General features: G+C 75.6%; 21 protein-coding genes. 12 read left to right on the top strand and 9 right to left on the bottom strand.

Features of this window, described 5'->3' with window-relative positions:
• Window positions 1–22 precede the first annotated feature (22 nt).
• The 4 genes from BM158_RS05910 to BM158_RS05895 are packed head-to-tail and all read right to left on the bottom strand — an operon-like array spanning window position 23 to window position 3,037.
• The gene (locus BM158_RS05910; protein ID WP_091555447.1) at window positions 23–1,240 is read right to left on the bottom strand and encodes an amidohydrolase; all 1,218 of its coding nucleotides are present in this window, start codon (window positions 1,238–1,240) and stop codon (window positions 23–25) included.
• Window positions 1,237–2,373 (bottom strand): glutamate--cysteine ligase, encoded by a 1,137-nt coding sequence (locus tag BM158_RS05905; RefSeq protein WP_091555446.1) that lies wholly within the window; start codon window positions 2,371–2,373, stop codon window positions 1,237–1,239. The genes BM158_RS05910 and BM158_RS05905 overlap by 4 nt, the downstream gene beginning before the upstream one ends.
• A gap of 39 nt (window positions 2,374–2,412) precedes the next feature.
• The gene (locus BM158_RS05900; protein ID WP_091555444.1) at window positions 2,413–2,838 is read right to left on the bottom strand and encodes a PIN domain-containing protein; all 426 of its coding nucleotides are present in this window, start codon (window positions 2,836–2,838) and stop codon (window positions 2,413–2,415) included.
• Window positions 2,831–3,037, bottom strand: a complete 207-nt coding sequence (locus BM158_RS05895; protein WP_131801978.1) for a DUF2191 domain-containing protein — start codon at window positions 3,035–3,037, stop codon at window positions 2,831–2,833. Before BM158_RS05895 ends, BM158_RS05900 begins: the two co-directional genes overlap by 8 nt.
• An 87-nt stretch (window positions 3,038–3,124) precedes the next feature.
• On the opposite strand from BM158_RS05895, the gene BM158_RS05890 reads away from it, so the two are divergent.
• From BM158_RS05890 to BM158_RS05875, 4 genes are read left to right on the top strand one after another with little or no spacing between them, the layout of a single operon-like run.
• The gene (locus BM158_RS05890; protein WP_091555440.1) at window positions 3,125–3,943 is read left to right on the top strand and encodes a purine-nucleoside phosphorylase; all 819 of its coding nucleotides are present in this window, start codon (window positions 3,125–3,127) and stop codon (window positions 3,941–3,943) included.
• A complete protein-coding gene (locus BM158_RS05885) occupies window positions 3,940–4,770 on the top strand; it encodes an NAD-dependent epimerase/dehydratase family protein (protein WP_091555438.1) in 831 nt (276 codons plus the stop codon). The genes BM158_RS05890 and BM158_RS05885 overlap by 4 nt, the downstream gene beginning before the upstream one ends.
• On the top strand, window positions 4,767–6,389 hold the full coding sequence (locus BM158_RS05880) for a phospho-sugar mutase (protein WP_091555436.1): 1,623 nt from the start codon (window positions 4,767–4,769) through the stop codon (window positions 6,387–6,389). The genes BM158_RS05885 and BM158_RS05880 overlap by 4 nt, the downstream gene beginning before the upstream one ends.
• On the top strand, window positions 6,386–7,000 hold the full coding sequence (locus BM158_RS05875; protein ID WP_191328642.1) for a DedA family protein: 615 nt from the start codon (window positions 6,386–6,388) through the stop codon (window positions 6,998–7,000). The genes BM158_RS05880 and BM158_RS05875 overlap by 4 nt, the downstream gene beginning before the upstream one ends.
• Here BM158_RS05875 and BM158_RS05870 read toward each other — a convergent pair.
• Genes BM158_RS05870 through upp form a run of 3 tightly spaced genes read right to left on the bottom strand, consistent with a single transcriptional unit; the run spans window position 6,976 to window position 8,973 of the window.
• The gene (locus BM158_RS05870) at window positions 6,976–7,437 is read right to left on the bottom strand and encodes a DUF805 domain-containing protein (RefSeq protein ID WP_165628839.1); all 462 of its coding nucleotides are present in this window, start codon (window positions 7,435–7,437) and stop codon (window positions 6,976–6,978) included. The genes BM158_RS05875 and BM158_RS05870 overlap by 25 nt on opposite strands.
• A 16-nt stretch (window positions 7,438–7,453) precedes the next feature.
• The gene (locus BM158_RS05865; protein ID WP_091555432.1) at window positions 7,454–8,350 is read right to left on the bottom strand and encodes a Gfo/Idh/MocA family protein; all 897 of its coding nucleotides are present in this window, start codon (window positions 8,348–8,350) and stop codon (window positions 7,454–7,456) included.
• Window positions 8,350–8,973 (bottom strand): uracil phosphoribosyltransferase, encoded by a 624-nt coding sequence (upp, locus tag BM158_RS05860; RefSeq protein WP_091555430.1) that lies wholly within the window; start codon window positions 8,971–8,973, stop codon window positions 8,350–8,352. The genes BM158_RS05865 and upp overlap by 1 nt, the downstream gene beginning before the upstream one ends.
• A gap of 165 nt (window positions 8,974–9,138) precedes the next feature.
• Between upp and BM158_RS05855 the strand changes: the two genes are divergently transcribed.
• Genes BM158_RS05855 through BM158_RS05830 form a run of 6 tightly spaced genes read left to right on the top strand, consistent with a single transcriptional unit; the run spans window position 9,139 to window position 14,197 of the window.
• Complete coding sequence (locus tag BM158_RS05855) at window positions 9,139–9,765, top strand: hypothetical protein (protein ID WP_109504825.1); 627 nt, start codon at window positions 9,139–9,141, stop codon at window positions 9,763–9,765.
• A 5-nt stretch (window positions 9,766–9,770) separates the two neighbouring features.
• Entirely contained in the window at window positions 9,771–10,340 is a 570-nt protein-coding gene (locus tag BM158_RS05850) for a hypothetical protein (RefSeq protein ID WP_091555426.1), read from the top strand.
• Window positions 10,341–10,348: 8 nt separating this feature from the next.
• On the top strand, window positions 10,349–10,870 hold the full coding sequence (locus BM158_RS05845; RefSeq protein ID WP_091555424.1) for a signal peptidase I: 522 nt from the start codon (window positions 10,349–10,351) through the stop codon (window positions 10,868–10,870).
• Between the two features lie 38 nt (window positions 10,871–10,908).
• Window positions 10,909–11,898, top strand: a complete 990-nt coding sequence (gene deoC, locus BM158_RS05840) for a deoxyribose-phosphate aldolase (RefSeq protein ID WP_091556379.1) — start codon at window positions 10,909–10,911, stop codon at window positions 11,896–11,898.
• On the top strand, window positions 11,898–13,334 hold the full coding sequence (locus BM158_RS05835) for an aldehyde dehydrogenase family protein (protein WP_091555422.1): 1,437 nt from the start codon (window positions 11,898–11,900) through the stop codon (window positions 13,332–13,334). Before deoC ends, BM158_RS05835 begins: the two co-directional genes overlap by 1 nt.
• Complete coding sequence (locus BM158_RS05830) at window positions 13,334–14,197, top strand: aldehyde dehydrogenase family protein (RefSeq protein WP_091555420.1); 864 nt, start codon at window positions 13,334–13,336, stop codon at window positions 14,195–14,197. The genes BM158_RS05835 and BM158_RS05830 overlap by 1 nt, the downstream gene beginning before the upstream one ends.
• 91 nt (window positions 14,198–14,288) lie before the next feature.
• Here BM158_RS05830 and BM158_RS22655 read toward each other — a convergent pair whose 3' ends face one another.
• The gene (locus tag BM158_RS22655; RefSeq protein ID WP_091555419.1) at window positions 14,289–14,822 is read right to left on the bottom strand and encodes a TetR/AcrR family transcriptional regulator; all 534 of its coding nucleotides are present in this window, start codon (window positions 14,820–14,822) and stop codon (window positions 14,289–14,291) included.
• A gap of 51 nt (window positions 14,823–14,873) precedes the next feature.
• Here BM158_RS22655 and BM158_RS05820 point away from each other — a divergent pair, with 51 nt between their 5' ends.
• Window positions 14,874–16,394, top strand: a complete 1,521-nt coding sequence (locus tag BM158_RS05820) for an MFS transporter (protein WP_091555417.1) — start codon at window positions 14,874–14,876, stop codon at window positions 16,392–16,394.
• Window positions 16,395–16,435: 41 nt separating this feature from the next.
• A complete protein-coding gene (locus tag BM158_RS05815; protein WP_091555415.1) occupies window positions 16,436–17,809 on the top strand; it encodes a hypothetical protein in 1,374 nt (457 codons plus the stop codon).
• Between the two features lie 94 nt (window positions 17,810–17,903).
• On the opposite strand, the gene BM158_RS05810 is transcribed toward BM158_RS05815, so the two are convergent.
• Window positions 17,904–19,475 carry a DEAD/DEAH box helicase gene (locus BM158_RS05810; protein ID WP_091555413.1) on the bottom strand — a complete coding sequence of 524 codons (1,572 nt, stop codon included), beginning with the start codon at window positions 19,473–19,475 and terminating at the stop codon, window positions 17,904–17,906.
• Window positions 19,476–19,518 lie beyond the last annotated feature (43 nt).

Below are 19,518 nucleotides of genomic sequence, written 5' to 3'. Positions count from 1 at the left end.
CGGCTGGCGGATGTCGGGACGGTCACACCTGACTGCCCGTGGAGGCAGGCACGTCGGCGGCCAGCGCGTGCAGCGCGGTGCGCGCCATCAGCCGGACCCCGACGCCGATCGCCCGCTCGTCGACGTCGAAGGTGCCCTGGTGGAGATCCCGGGCAGGTCCGCCGAGGTCACTGCCGTGGGTGCCCAGCCGGGCCAGGGCGATCGGGAGCCGTTCGGCGAACCAGCCGAAGTCCTCCCCGCCCATGCTCTGCGGGGACTGCACGACCCCCTCGGCGCCGACGGTCTCGATGGCCGCGGTGCGCAGCAGCGCGACGCCGCGGGGGTCGTTGACCACCGGGGGCACGCCGCGCACGTACTCGACCTCGACGGCGGCACCGGAGTCCTCCCCCACCCGGTGCACCAGGCGGCGGACCAGCTCCTCGGCGCCCTCCCAGACGCTGCGGTCCAGCACCCGCAGCGTGCCGCGCAGCGACCCGGTCTGCGGGATGGCGTTGGCCGCGACCCCGGCGTCCACCGACCCCCAGACCAGCGACAGCGCCGCGCGCGGGTCCACCTGCCGGGACAGCAGGCCGGGCACCTCGGTGACCACCCGGGCCAGGGCGTGCACCAGGTCGACGGTCAGCTGCGGCCGCGCGGTGTGCCCGCCCGGGCCGGTGAGGGTGACCTCGATCCGGTCGCAGGCCGCGGTGATCGAGCCGGTGCGCAGCCCGACCCGCCCGGCCGGCACCGACGGGTCGCAGTGCAGCGCGAAGGCCCGGACGGCGCCGTCGAGCACCCCGGCCTCGAGCACCTGCAGCGCGCCACCGGGCACCTGCTCCTCGGCCGGCTGGAAGACGCAGCGCACCGTGCCGGGCAGGTCGGGCAGCGTGGCCAGCGCCCGGGCGACGCCGAGCAGGACGGTGGTGTGCACGTCGTGCCCGCAGGCGTGGCACATGCCCGGCCGGGTGGAGGCGTAGGGCACGTCCTTGAGGTCGGCCAGCGGCAGCGCGTCGATGTCGGCGCGCAGCACGGTCACCGGGCCGTCGGTGCCGACGTCGCAGACCAGCCCGGTCCCACCGGGCAGCCGGCGGGTGGGCAGCCCGGCCCGGCGCAGCTGGCGCTCCAGGTAGGCGGTGGTCTCGTGCTCGGCGAACCCGAGCTCGGGGTGGGCGTGCAGGTGCCGGCGGGTGGCCACCAGCTCGTCGTGGTGCGCGGCGACCCAGCGGTCGACGGTCCCTGCGTCGGTGTCGGGGTCGCTCACCCGGGCAGCCCGTCCCGCAGCTCGGCGAGCAGGCTGTCCACCACGGGCTCCAGCCGGCCGTCGTGCGCCGCGGCGACGGCGCGCTGCCGCTGGTAGGACCCGCCCACCTCGAGGATGCGCAGCACGTCGGCGAGCTCGGCGGCGCAGTCCAGCCGCTTGGCGGTCGGCATGAGGTCGTCGACGAGGTCGGTCAGCGCCTCGCGCACCGGCCGGACCGTGCCCCGGTCGTCGACGATGATCTCGGCGTCCAGGCCGTAGCGGGCCGCCCGCCACTTGTTCTCGCGCAGCACCCAGCTCGCCGGCACCGGCAGGGTGTAGCCGCGGTCGATCTCGCGGTCGAACCGCTCGACCAGGCACTGGCTCATCGCGGCCACCGCGCCGATCTCGTCGAGGGTGGGCAGGCCGTCGCAGATGCGCAGCTCGACCGTGCCGAAGTCCGGGTGCGGGCGGATGTCCCACCAGACCTCGCGGACGCTCTCGATGGCGTGCGTGGAGATGAGCGTCTCCATGTAGTCCTCGAACCCGTCCCAGCCCGACAGCTGGTAGGGCAGGCCGGCGGTCGGCATGCCCTCGAACACCTTGGACCGGGCGCTGGCCAGGCCGGTGTCCGCGCCCACCCAGTACGGCGAGGACGCCGACAGTGCGAGGAAGTGCGGCACGTACTGGGTCAGCGCGTTGACGATCGGGATGATCTTGTCCGGCGACCGGACGCCGACGTGCACGTGGACGCCGAAGATCTGCAGCCGGCGGGCCAGCCACTGCATCTTCTCCACCAGCTGCGCGTAGCGCTCCTTCGGGGAGATGTCCTGGGTCTGCCAGTCGGTGATCGGGTGGGTGCCGGCGCACAGCACGCCGAGCCCGCGCCGGTCGGCGGCCTCGACCACCTCGGCCAGGGTGCCGGCCAGGTCGGCCTTGGCCTCGGCGACGGTGCCGCAGATGCCGGTGATGATCTCGATGGTCGACTGCAGCAGCTCGTGCTTGGCCTTCGGGTGCTCCTCGGCACCCTCGGGCGTGAGCTCGGCGAGGATCTCGTTGGCGCCGGAGGTCAGCTGGCGGGTCTCGCGGTCGACCAGCTGCAGCTCCCACTCCACCCCCAGGCTCGCGCGCTCGGACGACGTGAAGCGGATCTGCACCGGGCGAGTCTAGGAGCTGCCCGGTCTCCGGGCAGGTCGTCAGGCCACGCTGCCCCGGGGCACGACCCAGCGCGTGCGGAGCCGGGGTTCGGCGTCGGCGATCAGGTCGTAGTCGGCGTCGTAGTGCAGCACCTCGGCGTCGTGCACGAGCGCCGTCGCCGCGATGACCACGTCGACGACCTTCGGGCCGCGGTGCGTGCCCCGCTGCACCAGGGCTCGCTGCATCTCGTGTGCGACCGCCACGACGGCGTCGGTCTGGGGCAGCACGGGCATGCCCGCCAGGACCGACATGCCTGCGTCGTACTCCGCGACGTCGCGAGCGCTCACCCCGATCTCCATCCGCTGGACCAGCACGGACCGGAGCGTGTGCAGCGGTGAGCCGACGTACTCGAGCACCGCGTCCCGCACCGCCGGGGTGGTGCGGATGCGCGCGTACGCCGAGTTGTCCAGGACCGCCTCAGGCACGGACCTTCGCCAAGAACTCGGCGTCGAAGTCCGGGAAGACCTCCCCCGCGGCCACCGCCTCGATCATCGCCCGCTGCCGCGCCTGCATGAGCACCAGGTCCAGCGCCGCCTCGACGGTGGACCGCTTGGACGTCGTGCCGAGCACCGCCTGGGCCTCGGCCAGCTTCTCGGCCGGGATGTCGACCAGCGTCTTGGCCACCGCGACCACCTCCCTCGTGGGTCGCCGACGATATACCCGGTGGATATCCCCGGTCCACCGTCGGGGTGCTCGGCTAGCGTCACGGCCGTGAGCGAGACCAGCACCCCGACCTCCCCCTCCGACCCCGCCGCCCTCGCCCGACGCGCCGCCGACGACCTGGTCGCCGCGCTCGGCGAGGGCCACGACACCGCCGTCGTGATGGGCTCGGGCTGGGCACCGGCGGCCGACGCGTTCGGCGAGACGCTGGCCAGCGTCGGCATCGGCGAGCTGCCCGGCTTCGCCGCGCCCACCGTGCAGGGCCACGGCGGGGAGATCCGCTCGGTCGCCGTCGGCGACCACAAGGTGCTGCTGTTCCTGGGCCGCACCCACCTCTACGAGGGCCGCGGGGTCGAGCCGGTGGTCCACGGCGTGCGGACGGCGGCCGCCGCCGGCGTGCGCACCGTGCTGCTCACCAACGCCGCCGGCGGGCTCTCCCCCCAGCACTCCGTCGGCCAGGCCGTGGTCATCAGCGACCACCTCAACCTCACCGCCCGCTCCCCGCTGGTGGGCGCCCGCTTCGTCGACCTGACCGACCTGTACTCCCCCCGGCTCCGCGCGCTGGCGCAGCAGATCGACCCGTCGCTGGTCGAGGGCGTCTACGCCGCGCTGCCCGGCCCGCACTTCGAGACCCCGGCCGAGATCCGGATGCTGGGCGCGCTCGGCGCCGACCTGGTCGGCATGAGCACCGCCCTGGAGGCCATCGCCGCCCGCGCCGAGGGCATGGAGGTCTTCGGGCTGTCGATGGTCACCAACGCCGCGGCCGGGATGACCGGCGAGCCGCTGGACCACCACGAGGTGCTCGCCGCGGGCAAGGCCGCCGCCACCCGGCTGGGCGCCTTCCTCGTCGACCTGATCGGCCGCTCGTGAGCACCGCCGGCCCGGTCCTGCTGACCGGCGCCGCGGGCTACATCGGCACGCTGCTGCGCGAGGGCCTGCCCGAGCGCGGGCACGCGCTGCGCTCGCTGGACGTCGTGGAGATCGCCGAGCCCCGGCCCGGCGAGGAGCACCTGGTCGCCGACGCCACCGACCTGGACGCCGTCACCGCCGCCGCGCAGGGGGCGGGCGCGCTGGTGCACATGGCCGGCATCGCCACCGAGTCCTCGTGGGAGGCCATCAAGCACGCCAACGTCGAGGGCACCTACGTCGCCCTCGAGGCCGCCCGCCGCGCCGGCGTGCGCCGGGTGGTGCTGGCCAGCAGCAACCACGCGACCGGCATGTCCCCGCGGGTGGAGAACGCGCAGACCGACGCCCAGCCGCGCCCGGACACCTACTACGGGGTCTCCAAGGTGGCGATGGAGGCCCTCGGCTCGCTCTACGTCGACCGCTACGGCATGGACGTCGTCTGCCTGCGGATCGGCTCGGCGCTGCCCGAACCACGGGCGCCGCGGCACCTGTCCACCTGGCTGTCCCCGAGCGACACCGTGGCGCTCGTCGACGCCGCGCTCACCGCGCCCTCCCCGGGCTTCGCCGTGGTGTGGGGCATCTCGGCCAACACCCGCGGCTGGTGGGACCTCACCTCCGCCCGGGCCCTGGGCTACGCGCCGGCCGACGACGCCGAGGCCTACGCCGAGGCGATCACCGCCGCGCACGGTGAGCCCACGCCGGGCACGGTCGAGTTCGACCGGGTCGGCGGGGAGTACGCCGGCCCCGACTTCGCGGTCGACGCGGTGGCGGCCCGCGCCCAGCAGCCGTGACCGGGGTCGACCGGGCGACCGTCGAGGAGTGGGTCGCCGGCGACCCGCACCCGGGTGACCGGGCCGAGCTGCAGGCACTGCTCGACGCCGGCGACGACCGGGCCGACGCCGAGCTCGCCGACCGGTTCGCCGGGCCGCTGACCTTCGGCACCGCCGGCCTGCGCGGTCCGCTGCGCGCCGGGCCGGGCGGCATGAACGCCGCTGTGGTGGCCCGCGCCGCCGCCGGGCTGGGGCGGTACCTGGCCGACCACGGGCACGCCGGGCAGGGCGTGGTGGTCGGCTACGACGGCCGGCACCGCTCCGACGAGTTCGCCCGGGTCACCGCGCAGGTGCTCACCGGCGCCGGGTTCGTCGTCGAGGTGCTGCCGCGGCCGCTGCCGACCCCGGTGCTGTCCTTCGCCGTCCGGCACCGCGGCGCGGTGGCCGGGGTGATGGTCACCGCCAGCCACAACCCGCCGCAGGACAACGGCTACAAGGTCTACCTCGGCGACGGCGCCCAGCTGGTGCCGCCGGCCGACCGCGAGATCGAGGCCGCCATCGCCGCGGCCGGGCCCGCCGCCGAGCTGCCGCTCGGCGAAGAGTGGACCACCCTCGGCGACGACGTCGAGGCCGACTACGTCGCCGCCGTCGTCGCCGCACTCGAGCCCGGCCGCGTTCCCGGCCGGGAACGGCTGGTCGTCGCCACGACCGCGATGCACGGCGTGGGGACGGCGACCACCCGCGCGGTGTTCGCCGCCGCCGGGTTCGCGCCGCTGCACGCGGTGGTCGAGCAGGAGCACCCCGACCCCGACTTCCCGACCGTCGCCTTCCCGAACCCCGAGGAGCCCGGCGCCGTCGACCTGCTGCTCGCCCTCGCCGAGCGGGTGGGCGCCGACGTCGCGCTGGCCGAGGACCCCGATGCCGACCGGTGCTCGGTGGTGTGCGGCGGCCGGCAGCTCACCGGCGACGAGGTCGGTGCGCTGCTCGGCGACTGGCTGCTGCGCCGCGGCGTGGCCGGCACCTACGCCCGGTCGCTGGTCAGCGGCTCGCTGCTGGGCGAGCTCGCCGCGGCGGCCGGGCAGCCCACCGAGGAGACCCCCACCGGGTTCAAGTGGATCATCCGGGCCGGCTCGGCCGCGGCGCCGCTGGTGTTCGGCTACGAGGAGGCCCTGGGCTACGCGGTCACCCCGCAGGTGGCCCATGACAAGGACGGCATCTCCGCCTGCCTCGCCGTGGCCCTGCTGGCCGCCGAGCTCGCCGCCGAGGGCCGCACCCTGCTGGACCGCCTCGACGACCTGGCCCGGGAGCACGGCCTGCACGCCACCGGCCAGCTCTCGGTCCGGGTCACCGACCTGTCGCTGATCTCCGGTGCGATGGCCCGGCTGCGGGCCACCCCGCCGGTGCAGCTGCTGGGCCGGCCGGTGATCTACGAGGACCTGCTGCCCGAGGTCGACGGCGTCCGGCTGGCCGGCGAGGGCGTGCGCGTCGTCGTGCGGCCCAGCGGCACCGAGCCCAAGCTCAAGGCCTACCTGCAGTCCGTCGTCCCGGTTCCCGGTGACGACGTCACCGCCGCCCGCGCGCAGGGCGACGCCGACCTGGCCCGGCTGCGCGACGAGATGTCGGCGGCCCTGGGCCTGTGATCGAGTGGCTGCACGGGCTGCCACCGCTGGTCGTCTACGCGACGGTGCTGCTGGTCGTCGGCATCGAGAGCATCGGCGTGCCGCTGCCCGGGGAGACCGTGCTGGTCGGGGCGGCGCTGCTGGCCGGGCAGGGCGTGGTGTCGCCGGTGACCGTCGCGGTCTGCGCCGCGCTGTCGGCCGCCGTCGGCGACAGCATCGGCTACCTGCTGGGCCGCCGGTACGGTGACCGGCTGTTCGCCTGGGCCGCCCGGCGCTCGCCCAGGCACCTGGGGCCCGACCGGCTGGCCGCGGCGGCGTCGCTGATGGAACGGCACGGGGTGTGGGCCATCTTCTTCGGCCGGTTCGTCGCGCTGCTGCGCATCCTCGCCGGCCCGCTGGCCGGGTCGCTCCGCATGCCGTACCGGACGTTCGCCATCGCCAACTGGACCGGCGCAGCGGTGTGGGCCGGGGTCACCACCGCGGTGGTCGTGGCGCTGGGCGCGGCGGCCGAGCAGGTGCTGGGCCGGGTGTCCACGGGCGGGCTGGTGGCGGTCGCCGTCCTGGCCGTGGGCGCCGTCGTGCTGGTGCGGGTGCGGTCCCGGCGCCGTCAGCGCCAGTCGGAGGGCGGGTAGTCCGGCGCGCGGTCGGCCGGGCCGGGGGCGTAGGGCTGCCCGGGCCCGGCGGCGGGCAGCTGCCCCTCGGGCGGGCCGTACCGGTTGGCCACCGGCTGACCGGGGACGAAGCCGCAGATGCCCAGCAGCGCGAGCTGGCCGAACAGCGGCACGAGGTTCAGCAGCAGCCACCAGGCCGACCGGCCCTGGTCGTGCAGCCGGCAGGCGTGCGCGCTGAGCGTGGGCACCAGCGTGGCGTAGCCGACCACCGTGCTGATCGTGCCGAGCTCGAGCACCGTGGCGCGGCCGGCGAGCACGTCGTCGACGTTGGTGTCGCCGAAGGACAGGTCGGCGAGGAACGCCAGCACGCCGAGCACCGCCAGCGGCAGGACGTAGTGCAGCCAGAACACCCGGCGGCCGATCCGGCCGCGCCGCACGAACCAGGTCACGAAGTCCACGACGTCCCCCGGTCCCTCAGACGGTCTGCCGGGCGCCGGCCTCGACGGCCCGCTCGGCCGCGGCCAGCACCCGCACCTGCGCAGCACCGTAGGCGGCGTCGCACGGGTGCGCCCCGCCGGTGAGCGCGGCGGCCTGCAGTTCGGAGACCGCCACCGCGTGCGCCTCGTGCGCCGACCGGGCCGGCGGGGGCAGCAGCACCAGCCGGCCGGCGTCGCCGTGCACCCAGAACTCCTCGCCGGCCGACAGCGGCGACGCGGTGGCCGACACGGTGACGGTGCTGGTGGCCCCGCCCTCGTGCTCGAGCACCACGTTGACCGTGCCGTCGGCCGCCCGGGCGCCCTGCGCGGCCACCACCGGGCCGAGGGCGGGCTCGAGCAGGGAGAGCGCGTGCGGGCCCAGGTCCCACAGCGGCGCGCCGGGCTCGGCCCGCCACACCGACTGCCGGAACGGGCTGTCGGCGGCGAAGGTGCTGGCCAGCCAGGTGACGTGGCCGCCGACCAGGGTGGAGCGGGCCGCCTGCTCCAGCCAGGTCGCGGTGGAGTCGCGGAACCGGTAGGTCAGGAAGACCACGGAGGCGACGCCGGCGTCGGCCACCGCGCCGGCCACCCGGTCGGCGTCGGCGACCGAGAGCGCGACGGGCTTCTCCAGCAGCAGGTGGCAGCCGGCCTGCGCCGCGCGGACGGCGAGGTCGGGCTGCACGGACGGCGGCAGCGAGATGCTCACCGCGTCGACGTCGGCCAGCAGCGCGTCCAGGTCCGTCGTCCCGGGGACGCCGTGGCGCTCACCCGCGGCGGACGCCTTCGCCCCGTCGCGGCCCCAGATGCCGACCAGCTCGGCGTCGGGGTGCGCGGCCAGCGACGCGGCGTGCACCTCGGTGGCCCAGAAGCCGCTGCCGAGGACGGCGAAGCGCATCAGACGGCGCCGAACTGGCGGTCGCCGGCGTCGCCCAGGCCCGGGACGATGTAGGCGTTGTCGTTGAGCTCCTCGTCGATGCTGCCGGTGAACACCCGCAGCGGCAGGCCCGACTCCTCCAGCCGGCGGATGCCCTCGGGGGCGGCCAGCGCGCACAGCACGGTGATCGAGGTGCAGCCGCGCTCGGTCAGCAGCGTGCAGCAGTGCACCAGCGAGCCCCCGGTGGCCAGCATGGGGTCCAGCACGAACACCTCGCGGCCCACCAGGGACTCCGGCAGGGACGCCATGTAGGCCTCGGGCTCGAAGGTGGTCTCGTTGCGGGCCAGCCCGACGAAGCCCATCTGCGACTCCGGCAGCAGCGAGTGCGCGGTGTCGGCCATGCCCAGCCCGGCACGCAGCACCGGCACGATCAGCGGCGGGGCGGCCAGGCGGTAGCCGGTGGTGCCGGTGACCGGGGTGGTGATCGGGTACTCCTCGACCGCCAGCTCGCGGGTGGCCTCGAAGACCAGCAGCTCGGTGAGGTCGCGCAGCGCGGCCCGGAACGCGGCGTTGTCGGTGCGCTCGTCGCGCATCCGGGTCAGACGGGCACGGGCGATCGGGTGGTCCACGACGGTGAGCTGCACGGCTGCACGGTATCGGCCCCGGGAACCCCTGCCTCCGCCACCGGGGGCCGGCCCGTCTCACCCCGTGGGGGGGAGACCGCTCAGGCGGACCCGTCGCCCGGCCGTTGATTGCGTGCAACGGGACGGATTCGTTCCGAGAAACGACCGTCCGACCGGAGGAGCCCCGTGACCACCGACCCGCAGCACCCCGAGACCCCCGCGCACTGCGCGCGGCACGGCCGCCGCCGGCGGCTCGCGGGTGCCGCCGCCCTCGCCGTCGCCGGCACCGCCCTGGTGGGCACCGGCGCGTTCTCCGCCTGGGACGCGACCGCGTCCGCGACCGGCACCCTCGGCGCCGGGAGCGTCGCGGTGAGCATGGTGGACGCCAACGGCGGTTCCTTCAGCACCGGCGTGGCCAACCTGCTGCCCGCCGACTACTTCTACCGCTACGTCGACGTGACCAACTCCGGGTCGGCCGCGAGCACCTTTACCGGGTCGGTCTCGGCCACCGGCGACCTCGCCGGCCAGCTGCAGGTGGAGGTCACCAGCTGCTCGGTCGCGTGGACGACGGTCTCCGGTGCCAGCACCTGCACGGGCACCACGAGCGTGCTGGCCACGGGCACCCCGACCACGAGCACCCCGCTCACCGTCGCGCACGGCACCATCGGGACCGGGGCCGCCGCCGCCCAGCACGTCCGCTACAAGGTCACCTTCGCCTCCGGGGCGCCCACGACCATGCAGGGCAAGACCGGCAGCATCGCCGCGTCCGTGAGCAACACGGTGGTCGGCGGGTCCGACCGCACCGGGGGCTGACCACGATGACCCCGCCACGGCGCCGGAGGGGGCGCACGCGCGCCGCCGCCGTCGTCGCGGCGGGGGTCCTGCTCGGCCTGGTCGCCGGGGTCGTCCCGGCCCAGGCCGCGCCCTGGCAGGGCTCGGCCGCCCGGTCGGCCACGGTCTCGACGGCCCGGGTGTCCAGCGGGCTGGTGCTCGTCGCCGGGGCCGGGACCGTCTCGGCCGACCGCAGCACGTACTCGATGTCGACCACGGTGGCCACCCAGGCCGGCTACCTGGACCTGGTCAACACCGGCACCGTGCCCGCGACGCTGTCCCTGGACGTGGCCATCGGCGCGGTCGTCGGCGGCGCCCCGGCGACGGTCTGCTCGGTCGCCTGGAACACCACCGCCGACACCTGCGCCGGCACCACCACCACGGTCAGCCTGACCGCCCTGGTGGGCCGCACGGCCGGGTCCCACACCTCCCCCGCCCTGGTCGCCGCCGGCGACGGCGTCCACCTGCGCGTGAAGCTCGGCGGGGTCATCAGCGGCGTCACCGTCACCGCCACCACCGTCGTGCCGCGCCCCGCGGGCGACCGCACCCAGGGATGAGGACCCGGATGGACCTCCGCCGCACCGTGCTCACCGCACTGCAGGTCGCCCTCGTCGGCGCCGTCGTGGTGGCCCACCTGCTCGGCGTCCGGCTCGTGCCGGTGCTCACCGGCTCGATGACGCCCTACGCCCCGGCCGGCTCCCTGGTGCTCACCGTCGACGTCCCCGGCGCCGAGGTCCGCACCGGGGACGTCGTGGCCTTCCGGCCGCCGGCGCCGTTCGAGGTCGCCGGCGGCCGGCCGGTCCTGCACCGCGCCGCCGACGTCGCGCAGACCGCGGACGGCCCGGTCATGACGACGCAGGGCGACGCGAACCCCGACGCCGACCCGTGGCGGGTCTCGCTCACCCAGGGCACCTTCGGCCGCGCCGTCCTCGTCGTCCCCCTGGTCGGCCGGGCGCTCGCCGGCGGGCCGGTCGCGACGCTGACCCTGCTGGCCGGCGGGGCCGTCCTGCTCGCCGGGCTCGGTGCGCTGCGGCGGGGCCGTCACGAGGCCGCGACCTGCCCGGACTGCGTCGCCGTCGCCGCCTGAGGACCGCCGCTCCCCCGGCGGCGTGGAGAATGCCGGGCATGACGCACGTGCTCGACCCCACCGCACCGGGCCGCCCGGTCGCCCCCGGAGCACCGGACGCGTTCGCCGACGTCACCCGCTCCGACGCCGCGTTCCGGGCCTTCCTGCACGGCCTGCCCGGCGTGGACCAGGTCGGCGCCGAGGCCCGCGCCGCGCAGCTGGGCACCCGGTCGATCAAGACGACGGCGAAGGCCTGGGCGATCGACACCGCCATCTCGATGGTCGACCTGACCACCCTCGAGGGCGCCGACACCCCCGGCCGGGTCCGCTCGCTGGCCGCCAAGGCCCGGCGGCCCGACCCCGCCGACGGCAGCTGCCCGCAGGTCGCCGCGGTCTGCGTCTACGGCGACCTCGCCGGGGTGGCCCGCGACGCGCTGGCCGGCACCGGCATCCACACCGCCGCGGTGGCCACCGCCTTCCCCTCGGGCCGGGCCAGCCGCGAGGTCAAGCTCGCCGACGTCCGCGACGCCGTGGCCAACGGCGCCGACGAGATCGACATGGTCATCGACCGCGGCGCCTTCCTCTCCGGCCGCTACCTCGACGTCTTCGACGAGGTCGTGGCGGTCAAGGAGGCCTGCGGCGACGCCCACCTCAAGGTGATCCTGGAGACCGGCGAGCTGCGCACCTACGACGCCGTCCGGCGCGCCTCCTGGCTGGCCATGCTGGCCGGCGGCGACTTCATCAAGACCTCCACCGGCAAGGTCTCCCCCGCCGCCACCCTCCCGGTCTGCCTGGTCATGCTCGAGGCGGTCCGGGACTTCCGCGCCGCCACCGGCACCCAGGTCGGCGTCAAGCCCGCCGGCGGCATCCGCACCACCAAGGACGCGATCAAGCACCTGGTGATGATCAACGAGGTGGCCGGCCCCGACTGGCTGGACCCGGTGTGGTTCCGGTTCGGCGCCTCCAGCCTCCTCGACGACCTGCTCCTGCAGCGGCAGAAGCTCCGCACCGGCCACTACTCCGGCCCCGACCACGTGAGCGTCGTCTGATGAGCGTCTTCGAGTACGCCCCCGCCCCCGAGTCCCGCTCGATCGTCACCCTGCGGTCGCACTACGGCCTGTTCGTCGACGGCGAGTTCACCGACGGCGGCGGCGCCCCGCTCAAGACCGTCAACCCGGCCACCGAGGAGGTGCTCGGCGAGGTCGCGGTCGGCACCGACGCCGACGTCGACCGGGCCGTCCGCGCCGCCCGCAAGGCCTTCACCCGGGTCTGGGGGCCGATGCGCCCGGCCGACCGCGGCAAGTACCTGTTCCGCATCGCCCGCCTGCTGCAGGAGCGCGCGCGGGAGTTCGCCGTCCTGGAGACCCTGGACAACGGCAAGCCGATCACCGAGTCGCGCGACGTCGACGTGCCCCTGGCCGCGGCGCACTTCTTCTACCACGCGGGCTGGGCCGACAAGCTCGAGCACGCGGGCCTGGGCCCGGCCCCGCGCCCGCTCGGCGTGGCCGGCCAGGTCATCCCGTGGAACTTCCCGCTGCTCATGCTGGCGTGGAAGGTCGCCCCGGCGCTGGCGGCGGGCAACACCGTCGTCCTCAAGCCCGCCGAGACCACCCCGCTGACCGCGCTGCTGTTCGCCGAGGTCTGCCAGCAGGCCGACCTGCCCCCGGGCGTGGTGAACATCGTGACCGGCGCCGGCGACACCGGCCGGGCCGTGGTCGAGCACGCCGACGTGGACAAGGTCGCGTTCACCGGCTCGACCGAGGTGGGCAAGCAGATCGCCCGCTCGGTGGCCGGCACCCGCAAGGCGCTGACCCTGGAGCTGGGCGGCAAGGCGGCCAACATCGTCTTCGACGACGCCCCCGTCGACCAGGCGGTCGAGGGCATCGTGCGCGGGATCTTCTTCAACCAGGGCCACGTCTGCTGCGCCGGGTCGCGGCTGCTGGTCCAGGAGTCGGTGCACGACGAGGTCATCGCCTCGCTGCAGCGGCGCATCGGCACGCTGCGGGTCGGCGACCCGCTGGACAAGAACACCGACGTCGGCGCGATCAACTCCCCCGAGCAGCTGGCCCGCATCCGCGAGCTGGTCGGCATCGGGGAGGCCGAGGGCGCGCACGCCTGGCAGCCCGAGGGCGACCTGCCCGAGCGCGGCTACTGGCACAAGCCGACCGTGTTCACCGACGTCACCCCGGCGCACCGGATCGCCCGCGACGAGGTCTTCGGCCCTGTGCTGTCGGTGCTCACCTTCCGCACACCCGACGAAGCCGTGGCCAAGGCGAACAACACCACCTACGGGCTGTCGGCCGGCATCTGGTCGGAGAAGGGCTCCCGGATCCTGGCCGTGGCGGACCAGCTGCGGGCCGGCGTGGTGTGGGCCAACACCTTCAACCAGTTCGACCCGACCTCGCCGTTCGGCGGCTACAAGCAGTCCGGCTACGGCCGCGAGGGTGGCCGCACCGGCCTGCGCGCGTACCTGAAGGAGTCCTGATGAGCGAGCGCATCGAGGTCCGCAAGACCTACAAGCTCTACGTCGGCGGGAAGTTCCCCCGCTCGGAGTCCGGCCGCACCTACTCCGTCGCCGACGGCCGCGGGCACTTCGTCGCCAACGCCGCGAAGGCCTCCCGCAAGGACGCCCGGGACGCCGTCGTGGCCGCCCGCGCCGCCTTCGCCGGCTGGTCGGGCGCCACCGCCTACAACCGAGGCCAGGTGCTCTACCGGGTGGCCGAGGTGATGGAGGGCCGCGCGGCCCAGTTCGCCGAGGAGGTCGCCGCCGGCGAGGGCCTGTCGGCCGCCAAGGCGCGGGCCGCGGTGGACGCCGCGGTCGACCGCTGGGTCTGGTACGCCGGCTGGACCGACAAGCTCGCCGCGGTGCTCGGCGGCACCAACCCGGTCGCCGGGCCGTACTTCGACTTCTCGGTGCCCGAGCCCACGGGCGTCGTCGCCGTCCTGGCCCCGCAGCGGTCGTCGCTGCTCGGCCTGGTCAGCGCGCTCGCCCCGGTGCTGGCCACCGGCTGCACCGCGGTCGTGGTCAGCTCCTACCAGCGCCCGCTGCCGGCGATCACGCTGTCGGAGGTGCTGGCCACCTCCGACGTCCCCGGCGGGGTGGCGAACCTGCTGACCGGCGACGCGGCCGAGATCGGCCCGTGGCTGGCCGAGCACGCCGACGTCGACGGCATCGACCTGACCGGCGCGGGGACGGCGGCGATGGAGCTGGAGCGCTCGGCCGCGGGCACGCTCAAGCGCGTGCTGCGGGCGCCGGCCGACGAACCCGACTGGACCGGCGACCCCGGCCTGTCCCGGATGACCCCGTTCCTGGAGACCAAGACCGTCTGGCATCCGATGGGCGTGTAAGGCCCCCTTGCAGGGGCCCGGGCCGAGGAACGAGGCTCGGGGGGCGAGGGGGTCCTTCTTCTGGCACCCGATCGGGGTCTGACCCGCCCGCCTACGGGGAGGGGCGGTCGAGGAGGGACTCCAGGAGGGCGACGACGGCGGCGTCGTCCTCGTCGCCGGGCAGGCCGGTGAGGCTCTCCAGGTAGCGGCCGTCGCCCACCAGCCGCACCACCCGGGCGACCACGGGGTCCCCGATCAGGTCCTCCAGCGCCGTGGTCCAGCCGCGCTCGACGTCGGCGATCGCCCGGCGGGCCCCCGGCTGCCCGGTGCCGGCCAGCCCGAGCGCGGCCTGGTAGGTGCGCCCGATGCCGATCTCGGCCTCCCCGGTCGCGGTGCGCACCCAGTAGGCCACCGGGCCCTCGGGTGCTGCCCGCAGCCGGACGACGTCCGCGGCCGCCCGCTCGCGCAGCCGGCCGCACAGCCCGTCGACCAGGGCCTCCTTGCTCGGGAAGTGGTACAGCAGCCCGCCCTTGGAGACCGCGGCCGCCTCGGCGACCGCGTCGAGGGTGACCGTCACACCCGCGCCGTCCACCAGCAGCGTCTCGTAGGCGTCCAGCACCCGGTCCCTGTTCGACGGCCTCGCCATGGTGGGTTACTGTACCAGCTGGACGGTACAGAAACGACGGAACGAGGAACGATGAGCACCACCACGCCCGCCCCGGTGCAGGCCCCGCGGGCCGGACGGCGCGAGTGGGCCGGCCTGGCGGCGCTGATGCTGCCCGTGCTGCTGGTGGCCGTGGACGGCACGGTGCTCACCTTCGCCGTCCCCTCCATCGCCGCGGCGCTGACCCCCAGCAACGCCGGTCTGCTCTGGGCCGTCGACGTCTACCCCCTGGTGCTGGCCGGCCTGCTGGTCACCGCCGGGTCCCTCGGTGACCGGTTCGGCCGCCGCCGGCTGCTGCTCGTGGGTGCCACGGGCTTCGGCGTCGCGTCGGCACTGGCCGCGTTCGCGCCGTCCATCGGCTGGCTGATCGCCGCCCGCGCCCTGCAGGGCGTCTTCGGCGCCGCGCTCATGCCCTCCACCCTGTCGCTGCTGCGCAACCTGTTCCTGGACGGGCAGCAGCGCCGGCTGGCCATCGCGATCTGGGCCGCCGGGTTCTCCGGCGGCGCCGCGCTGGGCCCGGTGGTGGGCGGGTTCCTGCTCGAGCGGTTCTGGTGGGGCTCGGTCTTCCTGCTCAACGTCCCCGTGCTGGCGCTGCTCCTGGTCGCCGGGTCGCTGCTGCTGCCGGAGTCGCGCGCCCCGCAGCCCGGGCCGCTGGACTGGACCAGCGTCGCGCTGTCGCTGGCCACCATGCTGCCGCTGGTCTACGCGATCAAGAAGCTGGCCGCGGGCACCGTCGCGCCGCTCCCGGTGGCCGCCGCGGTGCTCGGCCTGGTCGCCGGCACCGTCTTCGTCCGGCGGCAGCTGCGCCGGCCGGTGCCGCTGCTGGACCTGGCGCTGTTCCGCTCCCGGGTGGTGCGCGCCGCGATCGGGGCGAACCTGCTGAGCATCGCCGCCTTCGGCGGGTTGCTGCTCATCGGCTCGCAGTACCTGCAGCTGGTGCTCGGCCGCAGCCCGATGGAGGCCGGGCTGGTGCTGGTCCCCGGCCTGGCCGCGGCCGTCGTCGCCGGCCTGCTGGCCGTGCCGCTGGCCCGGCGGGTGCCGGTGCGCCTGCTGGTCGTGGTGGGCCTGCTGCTGGGCGCGGCCGGGTTCGCGGTCGCCACGCAGCTGGGCACCGGGACGGCGGTGACCACCGTCGTGCTCGCCTTCGTGCTCGTCGCGGCGGGCGCCGGCCTGGCCGAGACGCTGACCAACGACGCCATCCTCACCGAGGCCCCCGCCGAGCGGGCCGGCCAGGCCAGCGCGGTCAGCGAGACCGCCTACGAGATGGGCACCGGTCTGGGCGTGGCCGTCTTCGGCAGCGTGCTGGCCGGGGTCTACACCTCCCAGCTGGTGCTCCCCGGCGGGCTGGACGCCGCGCAGACCGGCGCCGCGGAGACCCTGGGCGGTGCGCTCGACGTCGCCGACGGGCTCCCCACCGGCACCGCCGACGCGCTCGCCACCAGCGCGCGGGCGGCGTTCGCGGCGGCCACCGACACCAGCGCGGCGCTGGGCCTGGTGGTCATGCTGGCCGCGGCGGCCCTGGTCGCGGCGGTCTGGCGCAGCCCCCGGAACTGACCCGCTCGGCCCGCCCCGCCGGGGACAGGCAGGATGGGCGCGTGGCCAGGCCCAGCATCGTCCCCATCGCCCTCACCCTCGACGACCGCACGGGCTACACCCTGTGGGCTCCCCCGTGGGAGGAGGACGGCGAGGAGTGGCAGGCCTTCCTCGGTGGCTCGGTCGACGGCACCGCCGTGGTGCACCTGTTCCCGACCCCCGCCGCGCTGGCCGCGTTCTGCCGCACCAGCACCGACCACGACCTCGCCGACCACCCGGTCTGGCCGGTCGTGGCCGGCCTGGGCCCCGCGGACGTCACCCCCGACGACGACCACCGCTACGACCTCGACGGCGTCTACGACGTGGTCGCCGAGAACCCCGACCGGTGGGCGGTCGACGAGCTCGCGGCCACCTTCGACATCACCGGCCGCCTCGCCGAGTGCTGCGACACCGCACCCGAGGACGACGACGAGGACGAGGACGAGGACGACGAGGGGACGACCTTCGAGTCCCTCGCCGAGCTGATGGCCAAGCCCGAGGTCGCCCTGCTCGGCCTGGGCCTGGACGCCTTCACCGGGCGGTCCGGCGAGGACGCGTGGATCCGGCTCGGCAGCGCGGTCGACGAGCTGTGGGAGGACGTCCTCGGCGAGCTCGAGGACCACCTGGACTGGACCGGGGCCGGCACCGCCGAGCTCTCCGAGTACCCCTCCGCGGAGGAGGCCGAGGCCGACGACGAGGACCTGGACGACGAGGTCGAGGACGCCGCCGACGACGAGGACGACACCGCCGCGGACGACGCCGTCGCCGCACCGGTGGCCGCCGCCCCGACCAGCGCGATCAGCAGCGGCGGCCGGTTCTCCGCCGACCCGGCCGCCGTCGCCGCCGCGGCCGGCTTCTGGGAGGGCGTGGGCATCCTGCCGGTCGAGGTCGTCGTCCCCGAGGGCGCCGGGCTGACCCTGCGCTGCTACGTCGAGGACACCGCCCGGTTCCTCGGTGCCGACGGCGAGGTCTACCTGTTCGGCACGCCGGCCGAGCTGACCGCCTTCGTGCAGGGCGACGAGGAGCACGACCTGGCCGACATCGCGTCCTGGCCCGAGGTCGAGGAGACCACGGTGTCGCCGCTGCCGGTGGACCAGGACCGCTACGACCTGGTCGAGGTGGCCGAGGTGCTGGCCGAGGTGGCCGACGGCGCCGCCGGGCTGGTCGACCACGCCGTCCTGGTGCAGGCGGTCGAGGGGGTGCGCGACCTCGCCGAGTACGCCGGGCTGGCCCGCGTCGAGGAGCTGCTGGGGGCCGGCACCCCGCTGGGGCAGGCGGTGGCCCGGGCCGAGCGCGACCCCCGCGCCGCGCTGCGCGCCGAGGACGCCGCCCGCCTGACCGGCCCGTGGGACGAGCTCGTCCGCGAGGTCAGCACCGCGCTCGTCTTCCGCGACTAGCCCCTCCCCCGGCAGTCGATCATCGACTGCGGGTGCGGGTCACCACGCAGAACGGCCCGGCCCCTCTCGGGGCCGGGCCGTTCTGCGGTTCAGCTCAGTACGAGCGGGCGGGGCGCTGCGGGCGCCCACCGGTGCTGCCCTGCGGGCGCTGGCCACCGGGGCGGCGGTCGCCGTAGGACGGGCGGTCCGGGCGCGCGGGCCGGTCACCGTAGGACGGGCGGTCCGAGCGCACCGGGCGGTCGCCGTAGGACGGGCGGTCACCCGCCGGGCGGGCCGGCCGGTCGCCGTAGGACGGGCGGTCCGAGCGGGCCGGGCGGTCGCCGTAGGAGCGGGCCGGGCGGTCGCCGTCGCGGCGCGGGGGCCGGCGGTCGCCGTCCCGACGCGGGCGACCGGCACCGCTGCGAGCCGGGCGCACGGGGCGCTCGACCGGCTCGACGTGCACGCCGGAGGCGACGAGCTCGGCGATCGGCGCGTCACCGGGGCGGATCCGGGACACGTCGGTGCTCACCGCGGCCTGGCGGAACCGGCGCTTGGCCTGGCCGACCTGGTCGGGCAGCAGCAGCGAGACCACGACACCGGCAGCCCCGGCGCGGGCGGTGCGGCCCGAGCGGTGCAGGTAGGTCTTGTGGTCGGCCGGCGGGTCGTAGTGCAGCACCAGCTGGACGTCGTCGACGTGGATGCCGCGGGCGGCGACGTCGGTGGCGACCAGGACCGGCGAGCGGGCGTCGGTGAACGCCTCGAGCGCGCGGCGGCGGGCCGACTGCGGCAGGCCGCCGTGGATCGGCTCGGCCTTGATGCCCACGGCCTGCAGGTTGGTGGCCAGCCGGTCCGCGCCGTGCTGGGTGCGCACGAAGATGATCGTGCGGCCCGGGCGGGCGGCCAGCTGCTCGGTGACCTTGAGCCGGTCGGGGAAGGACACGCTGTAGGCGCGGTGCTCGGCCGGGGGCGCGCTGTCGGCGGCCTTGACCACCTCGTGGCGGGCCGGGTCCTGCAGGTAGCGACGGACCAGGGTGTCGACCTCGCCGTCCAGGGTGGCCGAGAAGAGCATCTTCTGGCCGTCCGGGCGGACCTGGTCGAGCAGCTCCTTGACCACGGGCAGGAAGCCCAGGTCGGACATGAAGTCGGCCTCGTCGATGATCGCGATCTCGACGTCGGCGAGGGTGCACTCGCCCTGGCTGATCAGGTCCTGCAGGCGGCCGGGGGTGGCGATGACGACGTCGACGCCGCGGCGCAGCTGCTGGATCTGGCGGTACATGGAGGCGCCGCCGTAGACCGCGGCGAACTGCACGCCGTTGGCCTGGCCGAGCGGGGCGAGGTTGTCGTGCACCTGCTGCGCGAGCTCGCGGGTGGGCACGAGGACCAGCCCGCGGGGGGCGCGGCGGCCGTGCTGCACGTCCTGGCCGAGCCGGTGCAGCATCGGCAGGCCGAAGGCCAGCGTCTTGCCGGAGCCGGTGGCGGCCTTGCCGAGCACGTCGCGGCCGGACATGGCGTCGGGCAGCGCGGAGGTCTGGATGGCGAAGGGGTGGTGGATGCCGCGGCGCTCGAGCGCGGTGACCAGCTGCTGCTGGAGGCCGAGCTGGGCGAAGGAGGGGCCGGTCGGCGCCTCGACGGCGGTGGTGTTCTCGGGGGTGGTGCTGGGGGTGTCGACAGGGTCGATCGAGGACAAGCTGGGGACTCCGATGCAGATCGGGCGCGTCCCGTGGTGTGGT

The organism is Klenkia taihuensis, assembly GCF_900112525.1.
In the GTDB taxonomy this organism is placed as follows: domain Bacteria; phylum Actinomycetota; class Actinomycetes; order Mycobacteriales; family Geodermatophilaceae; genus Klenkia; species Klenkia taihuensis.
This window is presented reverse-complemented; position numbering and strand designations above follow the sequence as displayed.